Here is a 20,752-nt window from a genome sequence, read left to right on the forward strand (position 1 = left end):
TGAACTAGTTTCCGAAATATCATTTTTCTTCTGTGAATTTTATAATTAGCGTGTCAATTTAATTGGATATGACCCATATCATTGGGTTGGTTATATTTTATTATTAGTTATTAGGAAATATTTTGGTTATTTTAATATCCCCAAATATGGATGCTAACCGACTTTTTGTGGAATTGACCGAATTATTTAGCAGTAATTATGTGTCTGAGATTTTTAAGAGTAATTTTATTCTTTCCTGTGTTTTAGAGTAAGGAGAAGACAAATTGTTGGTAACTATATAGAGTAAACAAAAGAATTCAGGATTATCCAACATAGATTTGAATTTAAAACCATTTGACCAAAACCAAACCTGTGAAAACAGTAATACAAAATAAAATTTGGCTTTCATCTCCCCATATGGGCGGGAAAGAGCAAGAGTTTATCAATGAAGCATTCGAAACGAATTGGATCGCTCCTTTAGGTCCGAATGTTCAGGGCTTTGAAAAAGATCTGGCTGTTTATTTGGGCAATGACGCTCACGTTGCGGCGCTGAGTTCAGGTACCGGAGCATTGCATTTGGCTTTGCAATTGGTTGGGGTTTCCCCGGGAGATGAGGTGATCTGCCAGAGTTTTACCTTTTCTGCATCTGCTAATCCTATTACTTACCTAGGGGCCTCCCCCGTATTTGTTGACAGCGAAAAAAAAACCTGGAATATATGTCCGGTTTTGTTGGAAGAAGCAATTCTGAATGGTATTTCTAGAGGGAAGAAACCGAAAGCCATTGTTCCAGTTCACCTGTACGGTATGCCTTATCAGGTAAATGAGGTGAATGCGGTGGCACAAAAATACAATATACCCATTGTTGAAGACAGTGCTGAGGCTTTGGGAAGCACCTATAATGGTATAGCTTGTGGTACTTTTGGAGATGTGGCAATATTATCTTTCAATGGAAACAAGATCATTACAACTTCGGGAGGTGGAGCATTGGTGTCAAAAGAAAAAAAGCTGAAAGAAAAAGCTGTTTTTTTAGCAACTCAAGCGAGGGACGACGCCCCCCACTATCAACATTCCGAAATTGGTTTTAATTATAGAATGAGTAATGTCTTAGCCGGAATTGGCAGGGGCCAGATGGAGGTGCTGAATGATCGCGTTCGTGCACGTAGAGCTAATTTTCAATTTTACAAAGAGGAATTATCTCAATTAGAAAGTATTGAGTTTCTCGACGAACCGGAGGGATTTTATTCCAATCGATGGCTTACGTGTATTTTGTGTACATCCTATGAGGCACGTGAGCAAATACGGTTAGCCTTACTTCAGGAAAATATAGAATCAAGACCCTTGTGGAAACCGATGCATATGCAACCTGTTTTTAAGGATGAACTATCCTTTGTAAATGGAATAAGTGAAGATCTATTTACAAGAGGGTTATGTCTGCCCAGTGGTTCTAATTTAAGTACCGAAGATCTTCTAAGAATAACAGATATTATAAAAGGAACCGTCTAATGTTACGAAAATACTTTAGTAGTACAGTTCAGCGTTATGCCTCCAAATGGGTAGTATTGATTATTGACCTAATCACGATTTCTATTGCCTTTGTGTTGTCATACTTTGTAAGGTTCAATTTCACTTTGAATTTTGATTTCGAAAAGCTTGGTATACAGGTGCCCTTAATAATACTTATTTCATTAGTGGCATTCTTAATTACCGGTTCTTATAAAGGAGTGATCAGACATACAGGGGTGCGTGATGTATATAATATTTTTAATGCCGTTTGTTTGTCGAGCATTATAGCCATATTCATAGTCCTTTTAAATAGGCAATTTGTCGTTCTTGAAGACTTTACAATCCCTCTTTCAATCATAGTTATTAATAGTTTTATAGCCTTTGTATCTCTTACTGCCAGCAGATATGTTTTTAAGAGTTTGCATTACAACCTGGTTCATAAATTAAATTCAAACAATAAAAACGTTTTAATTTATGGTGCCGGAGAGTCAGGCATATTAACACATCATGCACTTTCTAATCACTCGAGAAATATGGCAAACGTAGTTGGCTATATAGATAGTGATAAGCAAAAAATTGGCAAAAAGATCAATGGCATAAAGGTTTACGGACCTCAATCTTTAAACGAGGAATTTATCAGAATAAAAGAAATTTCTGAGGTAATTTTTTCGATTCATAACATAGAGCCAAAAACACTTAGATCAAAAGTTGAAGGGTTGGTAGATTTTCCTGTTATAGTAAAAATGGTGCCACCTGTAGAGGATTGGATCAACGGGGAATTAAAGGTATCTCAGATCAAAAAAATTCAGATAGAGGATCTGTTAAATCGATCCCCCATCTTAATCAAAAATTCAAGGATTTCTGAAGAGCTTAATGATAAAGTAATATTGGTAACCGGCGGGGCTGGTTCCATCGGCAGTGAATTGGTTCGTCAAATCACTCGATATCATTATAAATCCTTGATTATAGTTGATCTTGCAGAATCGGCATTATATGATTTGCAACAAGAATTAAAGCAATCAAAGATATTTAATTTTAAACCTCTTGTTGCAGATATCCGGGACAAGAACAGGATGAATGAAATATTCAATGATTTTAAACCTGATATTGTATTTCATGCCGCGGCCTATAAGCATGTGCCCTTAATGGAGGAAAATCCATATCCTGCTATCAAAACAAATATCGCCGGAACTAAGGTAATTGCAGACCTTTCAATTCAATATGGAACACAAAAATTTGTACTTGTATCTACAGATAAGGCGGTGAACCCTACAAATGTGATGGGGGCTACAAAGCGCATTGCAGAAATGTATATTAGCTGTAGACAGCAGGAAGGTGTAACGAAATTCATTACCACTCGTTTCGGGAATGTCTTAGGCTCAAACGGATCGGTAATTCCCCTATTTAAAAAGCAAATAGAAAAAGGAGGACCTTTAACAGTAACACATGAAGACATTACTCGTTTTTTTATGACTATCCCTGAGGCATCCCAGCTTGTATTGGAGGCAGGGGCGATGGGAAGTGGAGGAGAACTTTTTATCTTTGATATGGGAGAGTCAGTAAAAATAATGGATTTGGCCAAGAATATGATCAAACTTTCAGGACTGCGTTACCCGGAAGACATTGATATTCAAGTAACAGGTCTGCGACCCGGAGAAAAATTATATGAAGAATTACTGGCGAATGGAGAAAATACTTTACCGACTTATAATAAAAAAATTATGATAAGTAAGGTTCGCGATTTTGATTATACTGAGGTAAGAGCCAAGATAGACGAATTGTGTGTTACTAATATGTTTTTTTCCGGCAACACGGTGAAGTTAATGAAGCAAATAGTTCCTGAATATATTTCGAACAATTCTAAGTTTAGCGAATTAGACTCAAAAGAATTGAAATCCAATCTCGAAGAGACAATAATTGAGAGAAGAGAAAAGAATACGATTTTACCATAAATCAACCATTTATCAAAATTTAATTAATGTTCAACAAGATTCCGTTATTAGGCCAAATACTTTTTTTAACACTTTTTACGTGCTTTTTACTTTCATCATGTGCTTCGCGCCGTGATGTTGTATATTTCCAGGATACGGGTGAGTTTGAAACGATGTTGGTCAACAACAAGGCTGCTACAAAATTTAAGGTGGATGACCTGGTTTCTATTCATGTATCTTCTCTGGATCCGGAGGCTAGTGTTCCTTTTAATTTATTCAGGGGCGCATCAGAACGTGGTTTTAGCGCGGAACAAGTAGATTATTTGGTAGACCAGGATGGAATGATCGATTTTCCGGTAATAGGGAAACTCAAAATCGAGGGTCTTTCACCTGATGAATTGAGAAGTTTACTCCGAGAAAGGCTGTCAGAGTATTTGAAAGATCCTATAATAAATATTAGGTTAACTAATTTTACCGTTACCATTTTGGGTCAGGTAAACAGGCCCGGTACTTATCCTGTGGTTGGGGAACAAATATCAATTTTAGAAGCGCTCGGACTTGCAGGAGATCTGACCTTAAGAGGAGTGCGTGAAAATGTTCTGGTAATTAGGGATTTTAACGGAACTAAAGTATATACTAGAATTGATCTGACTTCTAAGGATATGACCAAATCTCCGGTCTACTATCTCACCCAGAATGATGTAGTCTACATAGAACCAAATAGAACGGGAATTAAGGAAACTTCGGTAGGCCCCTCTACAACTATAACCATAACAATTATTTCAACATTGATAACATCCGGGGTATTGTTGTTAACAAGATAAATAATTAGATTAATTGATATCAATGAAACCCTCTTATTCTGGTAGACCTACTAATGAGTCAGATTACTCGGAGTTATTAAAACCCTATCTCACCCGCTGGAAATGGTTTGTAGCAGGTATTATTCTTGCGGTAATACTTGCCCTTTTATATATCCGATATACAACTCCTCAGTATGCTGTAAAGGGAAAGATACAGATCCTTGAAAACCAAAGTGCCGGCTCGGAACTAGGAGCCTTTTCTGATCTCGAGATGTTTACTGCAGGGAATACCAAGGTTGAGGATGAGATCGAGCTCCTGAATTCACGAACTAACATGATCGAAGTGGCTAGGCAATTGGGAATTAATATTAGAATTTTTTCCCTTGGCAAAATCCACGATTCGGAACTTTATGGAAAGGCAGCACCCTTTAAGGTCAATTTCTTAATCCCTGATACTTTGGTCTATACGTCTAAGGCTGAATTTTTGGTAAAAGTAACCTCAGAATCTACCTTTACCTTTCAGGAAATAAAAGGACAAGAGGTCGGACCTGCTAACAGTTATAGTTTTGGAGGGAAGGTATCCTCATCGATCGGGGATTTGGTTATGATCCCCAATAATGGCGATATGGCTGCACAAAGGGGTCGTGAATTTAAGGTGATCTTAGCGCCCCTGATTTCAGTCGCTCAGAAATACAAGGATAAAATTATAATAACTGTCAATAACGAATTTACTAATGTAATAACCATTTCTCTTAATGATGCTGTAGAGCAAAAAGCAAAGGATATCGTCAATGGCTTAATAGATACTTACAATGGGAATGCGATAGAAGATAAAAGGCTGATCGCAGATAGGACCTCAGCGTTTATAAATGACCGTATAAATGAGATCTACGGGGACCTCTCTTCAGTAGATCAGTCTGCACAGGAATTCAAGGCGGGGAGGGGTATTGCGGATGTGGCTTCACAGACCAGTAGCAATATCAACATAAGTGCTCAAAGTCAGCAGGAATTACAAAATGTGCAGTTTCAGCTAAATTCAGCGGCATCAATGAAGGATATCATTGACAATATGCAGGGGTATGAAATACTTCCTTCCAACATAGGATTAAATGATCCTACAATTGCAAGCACAACTGCTCTGTTTAATCAATTGGTGAGTGAAAGGAATAGGCTACTCCGAAGTTCTAATGAAAAAAACCCGGTCATTGTAAGCCTGGATGAACAATTAAATGGGTTGAGAAAGAGCTTGCAATCCAGTTTAAATAGTATGACCAATACACTGGACATGCAGGTCAGCAATTTGAGCAGCAGGCTTTCTGCCGTTAATGCCAGGATTTATGCGACGCCTGGAAATGAAAGAGCTTTACGGGATATTACGCGCCAACAACAAACCACAGAGGCCCTTTATCTCTATTTATTGCAGAAACGAGAAGAGTCTCAGATCACCTTTGCATCTGCTTCACCAAAGTCAAAAATAATCGATAGAGCTTATGGTGTGAGCGAATTCCCGGTATCCCCAAAAAAACCAATTATTCTGCTGGCTAGCCTTATCTTGGGTATACTAATTCCATTTTCTTTAGTTTACTTGCTGCAGTTGTTAGATAACAAGGTACATAATAAGATTCTTCTAGAGAAGTACGTAGGGGATATTCCGGTACTGGCCGAATTACCCAAGATCTCTAAAAAGGAAAATTCTCTGGTGCGCACAGGGGAAAGGACGGTACTGGCAGAATCACTGAGGATCCTCAGGACTAACATCGATTACATGATCAAATCGAAAAAGAGATCCAAAGGCAAAGGGAATATCATATATGTTACTTCTTCGGTGCCCGGGGAAGGAAAAACGCTGGTTTCAGCCAATCTTGCCATGATCTTTGCAAAGGCAAATAAAAAAGTATTACTGATCGGTGCAGATATAAGGAATCCAAGGATCTATGAGTTTTATTCAGGAAAAAATGTGGATCGTCTCGGTAAGCCCAAAAGGGAAAATGGAAGCATCGGTCTTACAGATTACTTGGTGGATGAAAAAATAAGTATTGATGAGATTATCTCTCCTATGTTGGCCCATGACCAGACGGTAGATGTTATTTATTCTGGAAAAGTACCGCCTAATCCGGCTGAACTATTAATGAATGACAAGATGAAAGAATTGCTGGCTATTGTACCGGCTGACTATGACTATGTAATTGTAGATACGGCTCCGCTCATGGTAGTCTCTGACACACTGCTTATCAGTGAATATGCGGATCAAATTCTATACGTGGTTCGTGCCGGAGTTACGGAATTAAAAGTACTCGACTTTCCTTTAAAACTTCATGCAGAAGGAAAATTAAACGGGTTATCATTCATTGTTAACGGAGTAAAGGAATCAAATCTGGGCTATGGTGGTAAATACGGCTATGGCTATGGGGAGAAAACTAAAAAATGGTGGAAATTTGCCTAGGAAATTATTTGAATTAATAAAACTCCCTTATCGTATTTTGAACAATGGGCACTATCTTATCATAAACTTTTTCTGATACGGTAATTTCTTTTAAGCTCTTTAATTGATTGATCGTGTGAACATCCGATCCCACGAAATCGATCTTGTTCTTTTCTAATAGTTGGAAAGCAAATTTTTGTATATCACTGCCGTAGTAATCACTTAAGGACAACAGATTTAGCTGAAACAGCACATTTTTTCTCTTGTACTCCTTTAAGACCTTCCTTTTTGAATGAAGATAGCGATATCGCTCAGGATGGGCTAGTATTGGAAAAAATCCTGCAGAAGTTATTTTTTCAATAGCACTGTCAAAATTAAGTGAGGCTTGCAGATACGACATCTCTACTAGGAGGTAATTGAATTTAAGAGGCATGATTTCCTTATTCTCAAAAAGGTTTTCAAAGGATGCATCAATCATATGTTCTGCCGCTGCTTCTATTGTGATATTCTCCTTACCCTGCATCAACAACTCCGATTTTAGTATTCCCAGGGCATTGCCAATAGTTGTTGGTGTGTTTGGGTAGTAGTCGGCCATAATATGAGGAGTAGCTATAAACTTTGTCACTCCAAAGGACTCAAATTCTCGGATCATGACTATAGAGTCTCCCACGGTTTTTGCTCCATCATCAATACCCGGCAGAAGGTGATTGTGAATGTCTACGAACCCCTTTAACGCATCTACTAAAAATCGTTTCTTATTAAAAATATGGAACATTGCCAATTTAAATTCTCGTGCAAAAATAGGCTTTCTTCACCAACTAAGAATATTAAAAAAAATGGACACCTATATACACTAATAGGTGTCCAATTGGAAATCTTTAAGCTTGTTGATAAGCTATTTTTCCTCCATAATAGCCGCCTGAGCAGCAGCCACCCTGGCTATAGGTACCCTGAAAGGCGAACAGCTTACATAATTCATTCCGGCACGGTGACAGAACTCTACTGAACTGGGTTCCCCCCCGTGTTCCCCGCAGATTCCTACCTTTAAGTGAGGCTTGCTTTTCCTTCCGCGTTCTGTTCCCATAAGTACTAATTGCCCTACACCTTCCTGATCCATCACTTCAAAAGGATCCTCCTTTAAAATTCCTTTCTCCAGGTAGATGGGAAGGAATTTGCTCGCATCATCCCGGGAATACCCATAAGTCATTTGTGTAAGGTCATTGGTGCCGAAAGAAAAGAAATCGGCATGTTCGGCGATCTTATCCGCCATCAGGGCTGCCCGGGGGATCTCGATCATAGTCCCTACGGAATAATTGATCTTGGTTTTCCGTCTGGCAAAGATAGCCTCTGCGGTTTCCCGGATTACTTTTTCCTGTTCTACAAACTCGTTTACGGTTCCCACCAGTGGTACCATGATCTCAGGATGTACATCAATACCCTTTTCTTTTACATTTAGTGCGGCCTCTATAATGGCCCTTGTCTGCATTTCGGTGATCTCAGGATACGTATTTCCCAATCGGCATCCTCTATGCCCCAGCATGGGGTTAAATTCTTCCAGGGCCGCTACTTTACTTTTCACCGCATCAAGCGAAATATGGAGGTCCTCTGCCAATTCTTTTTGTGTAGCGAGCTGATGAGGTACAAATTCATGCAGTGGTGGGTCGAGCAACCTTATAGTTACAGGAAGGCCTTGCATGGCTTCAAAAATACCTTCAAAATCGCTGCGTTGCATGGGTAATAGTTCACGTAGTGCATGTTTTCTCCCTTTTACGGTCGTCGCAAGGATCATTTCACGCATAGCCTTGATCCTGTCCACCTCAAAGAACATATGTTCTGTACGGGTAAGTCCAATCCCCTGAGCTCCAAAATTACGGGCTACGAGGGCATCTTTAGGAGTATCAGCATTTGTCCGAACCTTCATTCGGGTATACTTATCAGAAAGATCCATCAACTCCCCGAATTCCCCGCTGAGTTCAGGTTGTCTTGTCGCAACTTTCCCTTCTATAATATTCCCGGTAGAACCATTGAGGGAGATCCAGTCGCCATCGTGGAATTCTTTTCCATCAACCGTTAGGGTTCTTTTTTTGTAATTGATCTTAAGAGCTCCTGCACCGGAGATACAGCATTTCCCCATCCCGCGCGCCACAACGGCCGCATGGGAGGTCATTCCCCCTCTGGCGGTAAGGATTCCTCTTGCAAGATCCATGCCTTCCAGGTCTTCAGGGGAAGTTTCTGTACGTACCAGGATCGTATTTTTATATTTCTTTGCCTCTTCGGCAAAAAATACGATTTGCCCTGTAGCTGCACCGGGTGAAGCAGGTAAACCCTGGGCTATGATCTCTGCATCCAATAGTGCATTAGGATCGAAAACAGGGTGGAGGAGTTCGTCGAGTTTGGCCGGGTCGATTCTAAGCAAAGCTTCTTTTTCGTCAATTACACCTTCTTCCAACAGATCCATTGTAATCTTAACCATAGCTGCCCCTGTACGCTTTCCATTTCGGGTTTGCAGGATCCAAAGTTTACCCTGCTGTATGGTAAATTCCATATCCTGCATGTCGCGGTAATGGTCTTCCAGTGTTTTCTGATACCCATCTAATTCCTGATAGATCTCCGGCATTAATTCTTCCAGAGAGGGGTAGTCGGTCTTTCTGTCCTCCTCGGAGATTTGAGCCAGTTTTGCCCAACGTTCAGATCCCAGTCTGGTGATCTGCTGAGGTGTACGCACTCCTGCAACCACATCCTCGCCCTGGGCGTTGATAAGGTATTCCCCGTTAAACACATTTTCGCCGGTTCCTGCATCGCGCGTAAAACATACCCCCGTCCCCGAATCGAGGCCCATATTACCAAATACCATGGCCTGTACATTTACTGCAGTACCCCAATCGGCAGGATAACTATGGATTTTCCGATAATACTGGGCGCGTTTTCCGTTCCAACTGTCAAAAACAGCCATTACAGCACCCCACAGCTGATCCCAGGGGTCTGTCGGAAAGTTTTTCCCGGTTTTTTTCTTTACAACATCCTTAAAGTCGTACACGAGGTCCTGCAAATCCTGGATAGTAAAATCAGTGTCGAGCTTTATATGTCTTTTCTCCTTTAAGTTGTCAATGATTTCTTCGAAGGGATCTTCATCTTCCTTGGACTCTGGTTTCATTCCCATTACAACACCTCCGTACATCTGTATAAAACGGCGATAGGAATCCCAGGCAAACCGTTCATTCCCGGTCTTTTTGACAATGCCTTCAACGGCGTCATCATTTAAGCCTAAATTCAGTACGGTATCCATCATCCCCGGCATGGAGACCCTGGCACCAGAGCGCACAGAGAGTAACAGAGGATCATCATCATCTCCGAATTTTGCTCCCATGGTCTCTTCAATTTCCTGTACCGCTTTTTCAACTTCGGATTTGATCAGGGATATAACCTTTTTCCGGCCCAGTTCATTGTATTCGGTGCAAACTTCTGTGGTGATAGTAAATCCCGGAGGAACCGGAATTCCAATACGACTCATTTCAGCCAGGTTGGCGCCCTTGCCCCCAAGTAAGTTTTTCATTGCACTCTTCCCATCGGCTTTTTTATTCCCAAACCTGTATACACGAGTCTTGATTTCTGTGGTCGTTTCCATGACAGCTACTTTATTTTAAAGGATTTAAATTAGGATTGAAAGTACTGCCAGTATGCCGGTATTAATATGATATAAATCATATATTGCCTATATGTAATCTTTGTTACATATAAGATATTCAGGGTTTTACAAAAAATAAAAGACCTTATTTTCCGATGCAGAAATTCGCGAAAATATTCCCCAGCAGGTCGTCCGAAGTTATTTCCCCGGTGATCTCGCCAAAATGGTAAAGGGCCTGACGGATATCCACTGCCAACAGATCGCCTGATATTCCTTCTTCTAACCCAGTCTGTACTTTATGAATTTCTTCACGGGCTTTTATCAGAGAATTATAATGGCGGGTATTTGTCACGACTGTATCTCCGGAATTCAGTGCTCCTGTATTTACAAGTTTTAACAGACTGGCCTTGAGTTCTTCCATCCCGGTATTCTCCTTTGCTGAGATAAATAGGGCTTGAGGTAATTCTTTTTTGATGTCATTCAGCGGATCATCAGGAATTCCGTCAATCTTGTTGACAAGCAGTATCAAATTTTTATTAGGATACTCAGAAGTAATGTTGTTTAATTGTTCCTTGACCGGAGCTGTTTTTTCGGGATTGTTCTGTATTGCTGTTGCATCTACAAGATAAATCACCACCCGGGCTTTCCCGATATTTTCCATTGTTTTCCTGATCCCGATCGATTCCACAACATCCTCGGTCTCCCTGATCCCAGCCGTATCTATAAAGCGAAACCCAATCCCCTCGATCACCAGTTCATCTTCTACAGTATCCCTGGTGGTCCCTGGGATGGGGCTAACAATAGCTCGTTCTTCATTGAGCAGGGCATTGAGGAGGGTCGACTTCCCCACGTTGGGTTCCCCCACAATGGCAATTGGGATTCCATTTTTAATAACATTCCCCAGGGCAAAAGAGTCGATCAGGTGTTTTAAAACAGTATCAATTTTATGCAAAAGTTCAGAAAACTGTTTTTTATCAGCAAACTCTACATCCTCCTCCGAAAAATCCAGCTCTAGTTCGATAAGGGAGGCAAAATTTAGCAGCTCTTCCCTCAGTTTTGCGATCTCATTGCTGAATCCTCCTCTCATCTGTTGCAAGGCGAGCTCATGTGAAGCGGCGTTTTCTGAGGCGATAAGGTCGGCCACGGCCTCGGCCTGACTCAGATCCAGTTTGCCATTAAGAAAGGCCCTGAGGGTAAATTCGCCTGCCTCGGCCATTCGGCATCCTCTTCGCAAAAATAGCTGGATGATCTCTTGTTGGATATAGGGCGAACCGTGGCAGGAAATTTCAACCACATTTTCTCCTGTATATGAATTAGGACCTTTAAAAACAGTAACCAGAACCTGGTCAATAGTTCGTGAGCCTTCAATGATGTATCCGAGGTGTACGGTATGACTTTTTACTTTGGTTAATAGCTTTGAACTACCCGATTTGAAAATATCTGCCGTTTTGACAATGGCGTCATTCCCCGATACGCGTATAACGGCAATAGCTCCTGTTCCGGGAGCTGTGGCCAAGGCAACTATGGTATCTGTAGGGAGCATAGATAATTTTGATGCAAAAATAAGGAAAAGGATTTTGGAGGACGCAGAGCAAAGCTTGTAACAATTACATAAAATTTACGTCCTATAAAGTACAATCAAAAGAAGAAATCATGGAAGTCATCAATCAATCAGCACTACGGGAAGACAGGCAACTGCTTGTCATTACACATTTAACGCAACTTTTATCATATATCATTGGTTTTGGCGGACTCATAACCCCACTGATCATATGGTTAACGTCAAAGGATAAGGTAGAGGGTATGGATGTACACGGGAAAGCCATACTGAATTTTCAACTGAGTTTAATACTATATTTTATCCTGAGTATCCCCGCCATTCTGCTATTAGGTCTGGGAATTCTGGGAATCATAGGAGTAGTCATTCTGGGGTTTGTTATGCCTATAGTAAATGCAGTACGGGCAGGCAATGGGGAAGAACCCAGTTATTTTATGACGATAGGTTTTATAAACTAGAGTTAGCAAACTCTCTTGTAAAAATAAAATAGGCATCCAATTGGATGCCTATTTTATTTTAAGCCTGTTTAGAATTATAAAGGACAAAGGTCTCCACCATTTCTACTGGTCCCTTCAAGAATCTCGAAGTTGCCAATGACCAATCCGGGCCCTATCGGTTGTGAACAACTTGTATGGATATCTGTAATCTCCTCTCCATTCACGTAAATGGTGATTTCTGTACCGAGCGTTCCTTTTTTATCGTTACCATAAATTTCAAACGTTCCGTCTGCAGAAACATTCCCGTTAAAGACATTACCTTCTTTTTTTGTCTTTACTTTGATTACATCGTCGATACTACCACTATACTGGAACTTTAAATAGTCCACTTTCCCATCACATTCGCAATCTTCATCGTCATCATCGTCGTCATCGTCATCATCGTCGTCGTCGTCATCGTCGTCGTCATCATCATCATCATCACTGTCATCATTATCTGAAGGATCCAATGGACACAATTCACCACCATTTCTGCTGGCACCTCCAACTACCGTGAAGTCCCCAAAGGAAAGTCCGGGACCAATAGGTTGTGAGCAGCTTGTGTGGATCTTGGTGTTTTTAGAACCGTCAGTATAAATTATGATTTCAGTTCCCAGGGTACCTTTTTTGTCAAATCCACTTAGGGTAAAGGGTGCGCCGGCTTCAACATAGGCATTGAAGATCTCAGTTTTTCCTTTTTTATCGGTGACCAAGATTTGTGCACCTGGTCCATCATTTTGCAAATCCAATCTGGTAACCTTTCCATCGCAGTCGCCGCAATCATCGCCACCTCCTGGTGGAGGATCTAACGGACATAGGGCGCCTCCATTTCGGCTCGCACCTGCTACCACAAGAAAATCACCAAAGGTGAGCCCAGGCCCAATGGGCTGTGAGCAACTGGTGTGAATCTTAGTATTTACTTCACCATTAACTTCTATAGTAATTTCTGTTCCCAGGGTGTTCTTTTTGTCAACACCCACAAAGGAAAACTCCTGTCCCGGTTGAACTATTCCATCGAAAACAACTACATCATCCTTTTTTTGTGTGACAACAATATGGGCATCTGTTTGGTCACCATTGTATTTCAAGGTTAATTCAGTTACCTTTCCATCACAGGGAGAACATTCTTCCCCTTCTATTAAAATTGGAATAATCAAGGGCTGAATACCTGTGGGGCGCAATATAATACCAACAAATTCATTGCATCCGGGAATAAATCCATCTCCATTGGCGAGGGCCAGGTCAACTAATTCATTGGCCCTAACAGCACTCCATTCCCCTAATCCGCAATCGGCACAAGCCTCTGACGGATCACGGAGATCATCTACCAATTTCCAAATTGCAAATTGAAGGTCTCCATAAGTATAAATTTCGGCACTAACCGGACTTTCAGATCCTACAATCTCTTGATTTAACAACCAGTTTACGGTATCAAAATTCTCAGGATATTCAAAGGCATCTGCTGGTAAGGAAGAGGTGCTTAAAAATACATCAACATTGTCATAGCATTGCGTAGCGGCAATACTAAGATCATCATCTATACACCATGCTTCATGACTTCCAGCCAAAAATCCTTCTGCAATATCTACATTTAAATAAGAATCCGGACCCTGCCCAGTGGTACAAAAAGAAATAGTTTCTGGCAGTGATGCTTCAATAATTTCAAGTGAATTAGTACAGGAAGGATTTTCTGATTCTGTTGAGCTTTTATGAAAAACTCCGTCTAATTGTTGACTATCCTTATTTAGTTCTTCTATCTGGCAGGAAAACATTAGTAGGACTACTCCTAGTAAAAGGTAAATCTTTTTCATTTTGTGGGATTTAAATGTTGGATATATAATTAAAATGGAAGATAAGAATTCCTAATTTTCATTATACCAACACTTTAGGTCAATTCGATAAAGTGCAAATAATAAATGATAAATGGTAAGGGAAAACGAAAATTAAGGGAAATATCTCAGTCATAAACACATCCCGAATTTTCAAGACTCTTCTGATAAATTAAATACAATTGGTTTCAATTGTTTCATTCTTTTCGCCTTGTGAACTTAAATATGGGTTTTTCCTTAATTCAGATATCGGTATTTAAATTTGTGATAGATTGTGTCTAATTTAAGGGACCTAAAAATTTCTTTAACTTTAAATACTACCATAAGCGTATTTGCTAGTGCAGTACTGACAAAACTCTTTTTATTATAGACAATGTGGTATTCAAAAATATATGAGAGATTACTCCATCTTTTTTTGTAATCGAAATGGCCTTTTGAAAAATCATAAAAATCAATATTGTTGGCAAAACACCATTCGAGACTCAGGTAGGTGGTATAGTGACCTATTTTATAGTCACTGTAGTCAATATCAAAGACTGGATAAGCAAGTAATAACGAATCAGGTGTCAGGTAATTGATGTGTATGGAAACGGGTTTCTGATCGGCATAAAGGATGAATATCATTGCTTTTTTTTCTCTGACAAGTTCAAGAATAACTTCATTCAAATATTCCCAATAGAGGGGTTTTAATAGGTGATATGTTTCTTTTTTAGATTCAAAACGTTTTACAAGTAATTCTCGAAAACAAATTAAAACTTCATTGTATTTGTTTATGTCAACATCATTCCCGGTTAAAACTTCACTGGTGATTTCAAAGTGATTTTTAAGCTTGAGGAAAGACTTTTTAAAATTCCTTTTACTCTTCGAGCGAAAACGATAATTCAAGTATTCGGAAGCGCTGTTAAAAGGATTCAATTCTATGGCGTAGGCGTCATACTGTCTTATTTTTTTTAAGCCGAATGTAGAAGTTTCAATGAAACCAGTTTTATGGTACGAAGGCACATCGTATATCAGATAGACTGCATTTTTGAAGAGACTCAAATCTTCTGAGGGCTGAAAAACATAAAACATCCCCTGGGATATTCTTTTACCAACATTAACATAAACACCAAATCGCATTTTAATAAATGTAATATTGGAAAACTCAGAAAAAGTAAAGGTTGCACCGCTATAATTGAAATGCTTGTTCCAGGTTGAAACAAATTTTGGGCAATTAAACGGGTTATTTTCTATAGCCATTTAGGACAGTCACATATTTTAAAGACTAAATTAGTTTTAATGTGGATAAGACCACTGCATTCGATCCGGATTTCACGATGATATACCAAATTCTATCCACCTTCCTGCATAGGTTTTTGAAGGTCTCTTCAATCTCCTCTGTTTTAGCATAACCAAATAATATTTAACATAAAGAAACAGACCTAAGCAAGAACTTATAAAACGTTTTAATATACTATTTTCCGGATAGACTATATGGGTCCTATATTTGAATACAGCATTGGAAAATTTGATCTTATAATCAAAACTTCCCCAACCCAAATCTATCAATTGATAGTCGTTTATAAAACACCATTCTATCTGCTTTACAAACATTTGCTTCCCTAGACTATAAGAAAAGAAATCCTTGTTGAAGGAGATAATTGCAGCAACAAAGATATTTTGGTAATGATAGTTAAGAGAAATACAAATAGGAACACCGTTATTAAAATGGGCAAAAATAGAAGCCTTTTTTTCCAGAATCATTTGGTAAGCAGATTTCTCATATTGCTCCCACTTTTGCAGAGCACTATGCTTATGAGCTCTTCCTTTGAATCGCTCCTGTATGTATTCCTTTAACGTTTGCATTAGTGTATTGTATGTAGGAAGGTCAATTGATCCATAATACGTATTAAAGGTTATTTGATAATCTCTTTCCAAACGTTGTATATCTTGTCTCAGGTTCTTATATGGTTTTTTACCCAATTGCTTACGAAGGAAAATATTGGAATCTCCATGATTCGGTAAATGAATTGCAAAACCCATCCAAAAAGAACGTTCTACACAGCTGTAACCTTTTTTAAGATCTTTTTTTGTGTAATTCAGGTATGGCGGAATCAACAAAACAACACCAACAGAGGAAGTATTGGTTTCTTTTTCACTTTGATCAATCTCTTCCTGATCCCTTGTTTTTCGAACGTAATAAGGAGGGAGATCTCTGTTTTCGTAATAAGTGTAGTGAAAATTATAGGTAGTGAACATTGGTTAATGGAGAGAAATGATAGAGATTATTACGCTCGATGTTAAAATTAATAAAATAAAAAGGGCGAAAATATTTTCGCCCTTTAATATTAATATTTGATTTTAATTTCTAGTTATCAGAATATTCAAAATACATTGCCCAATTACTGCCTGGGAAACTACAGCCATCAGCCCAGATCGTTTCATCACAAGGAGAACATTCTAATGGGTAGGGTATGATAAGAGGTTGTATACCCGCTTTGTTCACAATAACACCCATAACCTGACCGCACTCTGGCTCAAAACCTTCACCGGCTTCTGCCATGGCAAGGATTTCATCAACACATGCGTTAGAATACGCTCCCAGGCCGGCGATACTACCAGTTGTAATGTCATCTAACAGTTTCCATATTGCCAGCTGTAGATCACCATAGGTATAAACACCGCCCGCAGTACAGGGCTGCCCTACGATAGACTGATTCAACAAATAATTAACCTTGTCAAAATTCTCAGGATATTCAAATGTTCCATCCGGCAGACTGCCTGTGCTTGAATATACATCTGCACCATCATAGCAGGTATTAATTTCTATACCCTTATCATTATCGACGCACCATGCTTCAAAGTCACCAGCCAGAGGACCTTCCGGAATAGAAATATTTAAATATGAGTTCGGACCTTGAACAGTGGTACAAAAATCTGCGGTTTCTGGTAAATTATCTACAATAGCCTCCACAGAATTGGTTGCACATACGACCACTCCATGCACAGCCAGCCATGGTCCGGTATTAGCTACTGTAACCGTATAGTTCTGATTACATTCAACCACGTCATTTACATAGTCGAAATTTCCAATTTTTGGATTTCCACTTTTGGTCATTGGAAAATAATCGGGAAGTGTTGCGACATCAACATGGGCTTCAGTTAAGCAGTAGCCTTCTTCAGTAATGTTGTAAGTGATTACATAATCTTCGCCAACTTCTTCTACAGATACGGTTCCTACAACCATATTCTGGCCAGCGATTAGGTCGCGTTCCGAACCAGAGCAGCCGTCCATTTCAAAAGTCAAACTTGATGCTGAAACATTTCCTTTTTTAGAAGCTTTCCCATCGACGGATGTTAATTCCTGTCCATCGAATTGCTCCACCTCACAGGAAACCACAAGCAAGGAAGCAATAAACATAAATGAGAGTAGTTTTTTCATAATAATTTTAGTTTTAATTTTTAAGTTGGTTATTCTTTTTTCAGATGTTCTCGTTTCTAATTAGGATCTCAATTTAGAGGGGAAGGTCTTAGTGGAAACAGCACTAACAAAAATATGTTAAAAAGGAGAAATATACTTAACTCTGCCGACTTACTCGACTAACAGTCAAAAATTTAGACGAAAGAATCTTCCTAAATGGGAAAGGTGAGTTATCAACCAAAAACAGCCGTTAATCACGCAAGATTCTGGATCAATTATTCAGCATCACCGGCATCACAAGCATGGTGACCTCTTCCCCTTCATCCAGACCATCTACAGGGGTGAGTATCCCGGCTCTGTTGGGAAGGCTTAGTTCCAGGGCTACCTCCTCTGAGGAAAGATTCCCCAGCATTTCCACGAGGAAACGGGAATTAAACCCGATCTGCATGTCATCGCCATGATAAGAGCAGGTGAGGCGTTCCTCGGCCTTATTGCTGTAGTCGATATCCTCTGCGCTTATATTCAGTTCGGCCCCGGCGATGCGCAACCTGATCTGGTGTGTAGTCCTGTTAGAGAAAATGGAAACCCTGCGTACTGAGCTCAGGAAATGGTTCCTGGCAATAGTGAGTTTGTTGGGGTTTTCTTTGGGGATAACTGCCTCGTAATTGGGGTATTTCCCATCGATGAGTCGGCAGATCAATTCAATGTTATCAAAACTGAATTTCGCATTACTGTCATTGTATTCCACCTTTACCTGTTCTTCGCTTCCGGAGAGGATGCCTTTTAACAGGTTTAATGGTTTTTTAGGCATGATAAATTCGGCCACCTCAGAGGCCTTCACATCATTCCGCCTATATTTTACAAGCTTATGAGCATCTGTGGCCACAAAGGTCAGGTGTTCTGAGGAAAACTGGAAGAACACCCCACTCATTACAGGTCTCAGATCGTCGTTGCCTGCTGCAAAGATGGTTTTAGTGATCGCCGTAGCCAGGATATCTCCCATAATCGAAGTTGAACTGGGACTACCTAATTCTACTGCTTTGGGAAATTCAGCACCATCAGCATACGCAAGGGCGTATTTACCGTAATTAGAACTAATCTCTACCGTATTATTATCTTCAACAACAAAGGTCAGGGGTTGTTCAGGGAAGGTCTTTAAAGTATCCAGTAGCAGCCTGGCAGGAACAGCAATGGTTCCCTCGTTATCCGATTCTACCTCCAGCACCGCACTCATCGTAGTTTCCAGGTCCGATGCAGAAACTGTTAGCTCTCGCTTTTTTAATTCAAAGAGAAAATTATCCAGAATGGGGAGTGTATTGCTGCTATTGATCACTCCACCCAATACCTGTAGTTGTTTTAAAAGATATGTACTTGAAACAATGAATTTCACAAGCTTAGTTTTTTAGTTGTTTAAGAGGTCTGACTTATTTGATATCACTTTAAAAAAGACAAGAATCGACAGATTCCGATAGGCCATATTTACGACTAAATCACAATATAAGAGCCTAAACAAATATATCCCAATTGAATTTTTCCGTAAAACTTACTTATCAACAGCTATCTTCCAAATTGCCTCTTTCTCCAGATCGAAAAAAGCAGAGAAACCAGGAGTACATAAAGCAAGGGAACACCAATGTTTATAAGCTGCCAGCGACTTTTATACGTTACGATTTTTTCCCCGTCCAGCATCGGAATGAGAACAGTCCGATTGCGAATGTTTATAAGTCCTGTATCATCCAGCAGATAATTAAAGACATTAATGAGGAATTCCTTGTTTCCGTAATAATTATTTGTCCATTTATCATAACCCAATTCCAGTGGCCTGCCATTTCTCAATTGATTGCCTATAAGATCCCCATCTGAAATGACAATCATTTTATTGTCAATTCCCTTTTCGCTTTCACCTTCAAGTTTTAGCGGTTTAACCCGGTTGGCATAGGCCGAATTTAATTTCCCTTCAATCAAAACTGCAAGAGGGTACTTTCCTTCCGTGTATTTTTCCCTGTCAGGTGGTGAATTCAGAAGATCAAAACTTATCAGCCTCGGTGTTGTCAGCCTCCGGGATAAGGGTGAACTTTTTGCTAAAATCGATTTTTGATATTCATTCTCAAGGATGTCTATTGTACTCGTAAACTGCAACCTCAGGGCTTCGATATTCGCATTGACCGGGTGATCATTGGCCGTAAATACCATAGGATGATATACCCAGGGCAGCGGATTGTATTCGGAAGAATTGCCTTCCCCGCTTGCCAGAACGATTTGTGTACAATAGAGGTCATCTACCAAATCTGAGTTAAGCCTTACACCGTATTTAAAAAAGAAATCCTTCAGATTCAGGTCGCGTGGCATTGCCATGGCCTTCCCCTCTTCGTTAAAGAGACTGTCGAGTTCCATGGCCACAGGATCAACCAACCACAATGAACGCCCTCCATTTACAATGTACTGGTCTAAAACATATTTTTCTTCCTCACTAAATGCTTCTGTGGGTTTGGCAATCAAAGCGAGGTCATAGGTGTTTAATTGATCGAAGACCCCCTGAGGATTCCCCTCAACCGAATCAAGTGTGATGGCCCCTATATTGTAGTACTCCCTTATGGAGGTTAGTATATCGGCTAGATATCGGTCGTCCAGTTCGCCATTCCCTTTGATAACGGCAATTCGTTTTTTATCAGTAATCACAAGTTTTGAAAAAGCATCTGCAAAGGCATATTCCAGGTTTTGTACCGAATTGTTTACCCTGTCCTCAACATTTGTTCCCAGTTTGTTTTTTAAGAGGGGAACTTTTACTGTACGATCCCTGTAGGTCACCATTGCCCAGGGGAACACGAGTTCCTGAGATACCTTGCCTTCTGATTCCGTAGTTACACTGGCAGGGGTAAGGCCTATACGCTGCAATTGTTCAATGGTAGCTTCTGCCAGGGCAGGGTCTGCCAGGGGGTCTTCAAATGCGTATTTTATCTTGTTATTCTTATCAGAAAAATTTTCAAGGAGTTGTTCGGTTTCCAGCTTCAGCCGCTGGAATTCTGACGGGAGATCGCCTTCCAGTAGCACATCGACAATGACGGGAGAATCAAATTTTGCAATAACTTCCTTACTAGCCCTGGACAGGGTAAACCTTTTGTCTTCCGTTAGGTCAATCCTCACAAACAAGAAGGATGATACCAGATTCAGCAGGATGAATATGCCAAGGCCAATTCCTATATGTACAAGGTTCTTTTTCATATGC

At 40.0% G+C, this 20,752-nt stretch carries 14 protein-coding genes; 5 read left to right on the forward strand and 9 right to left on the reverse strand.

Going from position 1 to position 20,752, the window contains the following annotated elements:
- The first annotated feature begins 396 nt into the window (after positions 1-396).
- The 4 genes from AB8P51_RS04735 to AB8P51_RS04750 are packed head-to-tail and all read left to right on the forward strand — an operon-like array spanning position 397 to position 6,659.
- Positions 397-1,482 (forward strand): aminotransferase class I/II-fold pyridoxal phosphate-dependent enzyme, encoded by a 1,086-nt coding sequence (locus AB8P51_RS04735; RefSeq protein ID WP_369747701.1) that lies wholly within the window; start codon positions 397-399, stop codon positions 1,480-1,482.
- Positions 1,482-3,434, forward strand: a complete 1,953-nt coding sequence (locus AB8P51_RS04740; protein WP_369747605.1) for a polysaccharide biosynthesis protein — start codon at positions 1,482-1,484, stop codon at positions 3,432-3,434. Before AB8P51_RS04735 ends, AB8P51_RS04740 begins: the two co-directional genes overlap by 1 nt.
- 26 nt (positions 3,435-3,460) lie before the next feature.
- Positions 3,461-4,237, forward strand: a complete 777-nt coding sequence (locus tag AB8P51_RS04745; RefSeq protein ID WP_369747606.1) for a polysaccharide biosynthesis/export family protein — start codon at positions 3,461-3,463, stop codon at positions 4,235-4,237.
- A 22-nt stretch (positions 4,238-4,259) separates the two neighbouring features.
- Entirely contained in the window at positions 4,260-6,659 is a 2,400-nt protein-coding gene (locus AB8P51_RS04750) for a GumC family protein (RefSeq protein ID WP_369747607.1), read from the forward strand.
- Between the two features lie 13 nt (positions 6,660-6,672).
- Here AB8P51_RS04750 and AB8P51_RS04755 read toward each other — a convergent pair whose 3' ends face one another.
- The 3 genes from AB8P51_RS04755 to mnmE form a co-directional block, all read right to left on the reverse strand.
- Entirely contained in the window at positions 6,673-7,413 is a 741-nt protein-coding gene (locus AB8P51_RS04755; RefSeq protein WP_369747608.1) for a tyrosine-protein phosphatase, read from the reverse strand.
- 120 nt (positions 7,414-7,533) lie between these two features.
- Complete coding sequence (ppdK, locus tag AB8P51_RS04760; protein ID WP_369747609.1) at positions 7,534-10,263, reverse strand: pyruvate, phosphate dikinase; 2,730 nt, start codon at positions 10,261-10,263, stop codon at positions 7,534-7,536.
- Between the two features lie 145 nt (positions 10,264-10,408).
- A complete protein-coding gene (mnmE, locus tag AB8P51_RS04765; RefSeq protein WP_369747610.1) occupies positions 10,409-11,806 on the reverse strand; it encodes a tRNA uridine-5-carboxymethylaminomethyl(34) synthesis GTPase MnmE in 1,398 nt (465 codons plus the stop codon).
- A 110-nt stretch (positions 11,807-11,916) separates the two neighbouring features.
- Between mnmE and AB8P51_RS04770 the strand changes: the two genes are divergently transcribed.
- Entirely contained in the window at positions 11,917-12,279 is a 363-nt protein-coding gene (locus AB8P51_RS04770) for a DUF4870 domain-containing protein (RefSeq protein ID WP_369747611.1), read from the forward strand.
- A 74-nt stretch (positions 12,280-12,353) separates the two neighbouring features.
- Here AB8P51_RS04770 and AB8P51_RS04775 read toward each other — a convergent pair whose 3' ends face one another.
- The 6 genes from AB8P51_RS04775 to gldG all read right to left on the reverse strand — a co-directional run bounded on the left by AB8P51_RS04775 (position 12,354) and on the right by gldG (position 20,748).
- Complete coding sequence (locus tag AB8P51_RS04775) at positions 12,354-14,108, reverse strand: hypothetical protein (protein WP_369747612.1); 1,755 nt, start codon at positions 14,106-14,108, stop codon at positions 12,354-12,356.
- Between the two features lie 255 nt (positions 14,109-14,363).
- Complete coding sequence (locus tag AB8P51_RS04780) at positions 14,364-15,365, reverse strand: GNAT family N-acetyltransferase (protein WP_369747613.1); 1,002 nt, start codon at positions 15,363-15,365, stop codon at positions 14,364-14,366.
- Positions 15,366-15,437: 72 nt separating this feature from the next.
- On the reverse strand, positions 15,438-16,364 hold the full coding sequence (locus AB8P51_RS04785) for a GNAT family N-acetyltransferase (RefSeq protein WP_369747614.1): 927 nt from the start codon (positions 16,362-16,364) through the stop codon (positions 15,438-15,440).
- Between the two features lie 109 nt (positions 16,365-16,473).
- Complete coding sequence (locus AB8P51_RS04790; protein ID WP_369747615.1) at positions 16,474-17,547, reverse strand: hypothetical protein; 1,074 nt, start codon at positions 17,545-17,547, stop codon at positions 16,474-16,476.
- 250 nt (positions 17,548-17,797) lie between these two features.
- Positions 17,798-18,916 carry a DNA polymerase III subunit beta gene (dnaN, locus tag AB8P51_RS04795; RefSeq protein WP_369747616.1) on the reverse strand — a complete coding sequence of 373 codons (1,119 nt, stop codon included), beginning with the start codon at positions 18,914-18,916 and terminating at the stop codon, positions 17,798-17,800.
- Positions 18,917-19,083: 167 nt separating this feature from the next.
- Positions 19,084-20,748, reverse strand: a complete 1,665-nt coding sequence (gldG, locus tag AB8P51_RS04800; protein WP_369747617.1) for a gliding motility-associated ABC transporter substrate-binding protein GldG — start codon at positions 20,746-20,748, stop codon at positions 19,084-19,086.
- Positions 20,749-20,752: the final 4 nt, after the last annotated feature.

Source organism: Muriicola sp. SD30, from assembly GCF_041205185.1.
In the GTDB taxonomy this organism is placed as follows: domain Bacteria; phylum Bacteroidota; class Bacteroidia; order Flavobacteriales; family Flavobacteriaceae; genus Muriicola.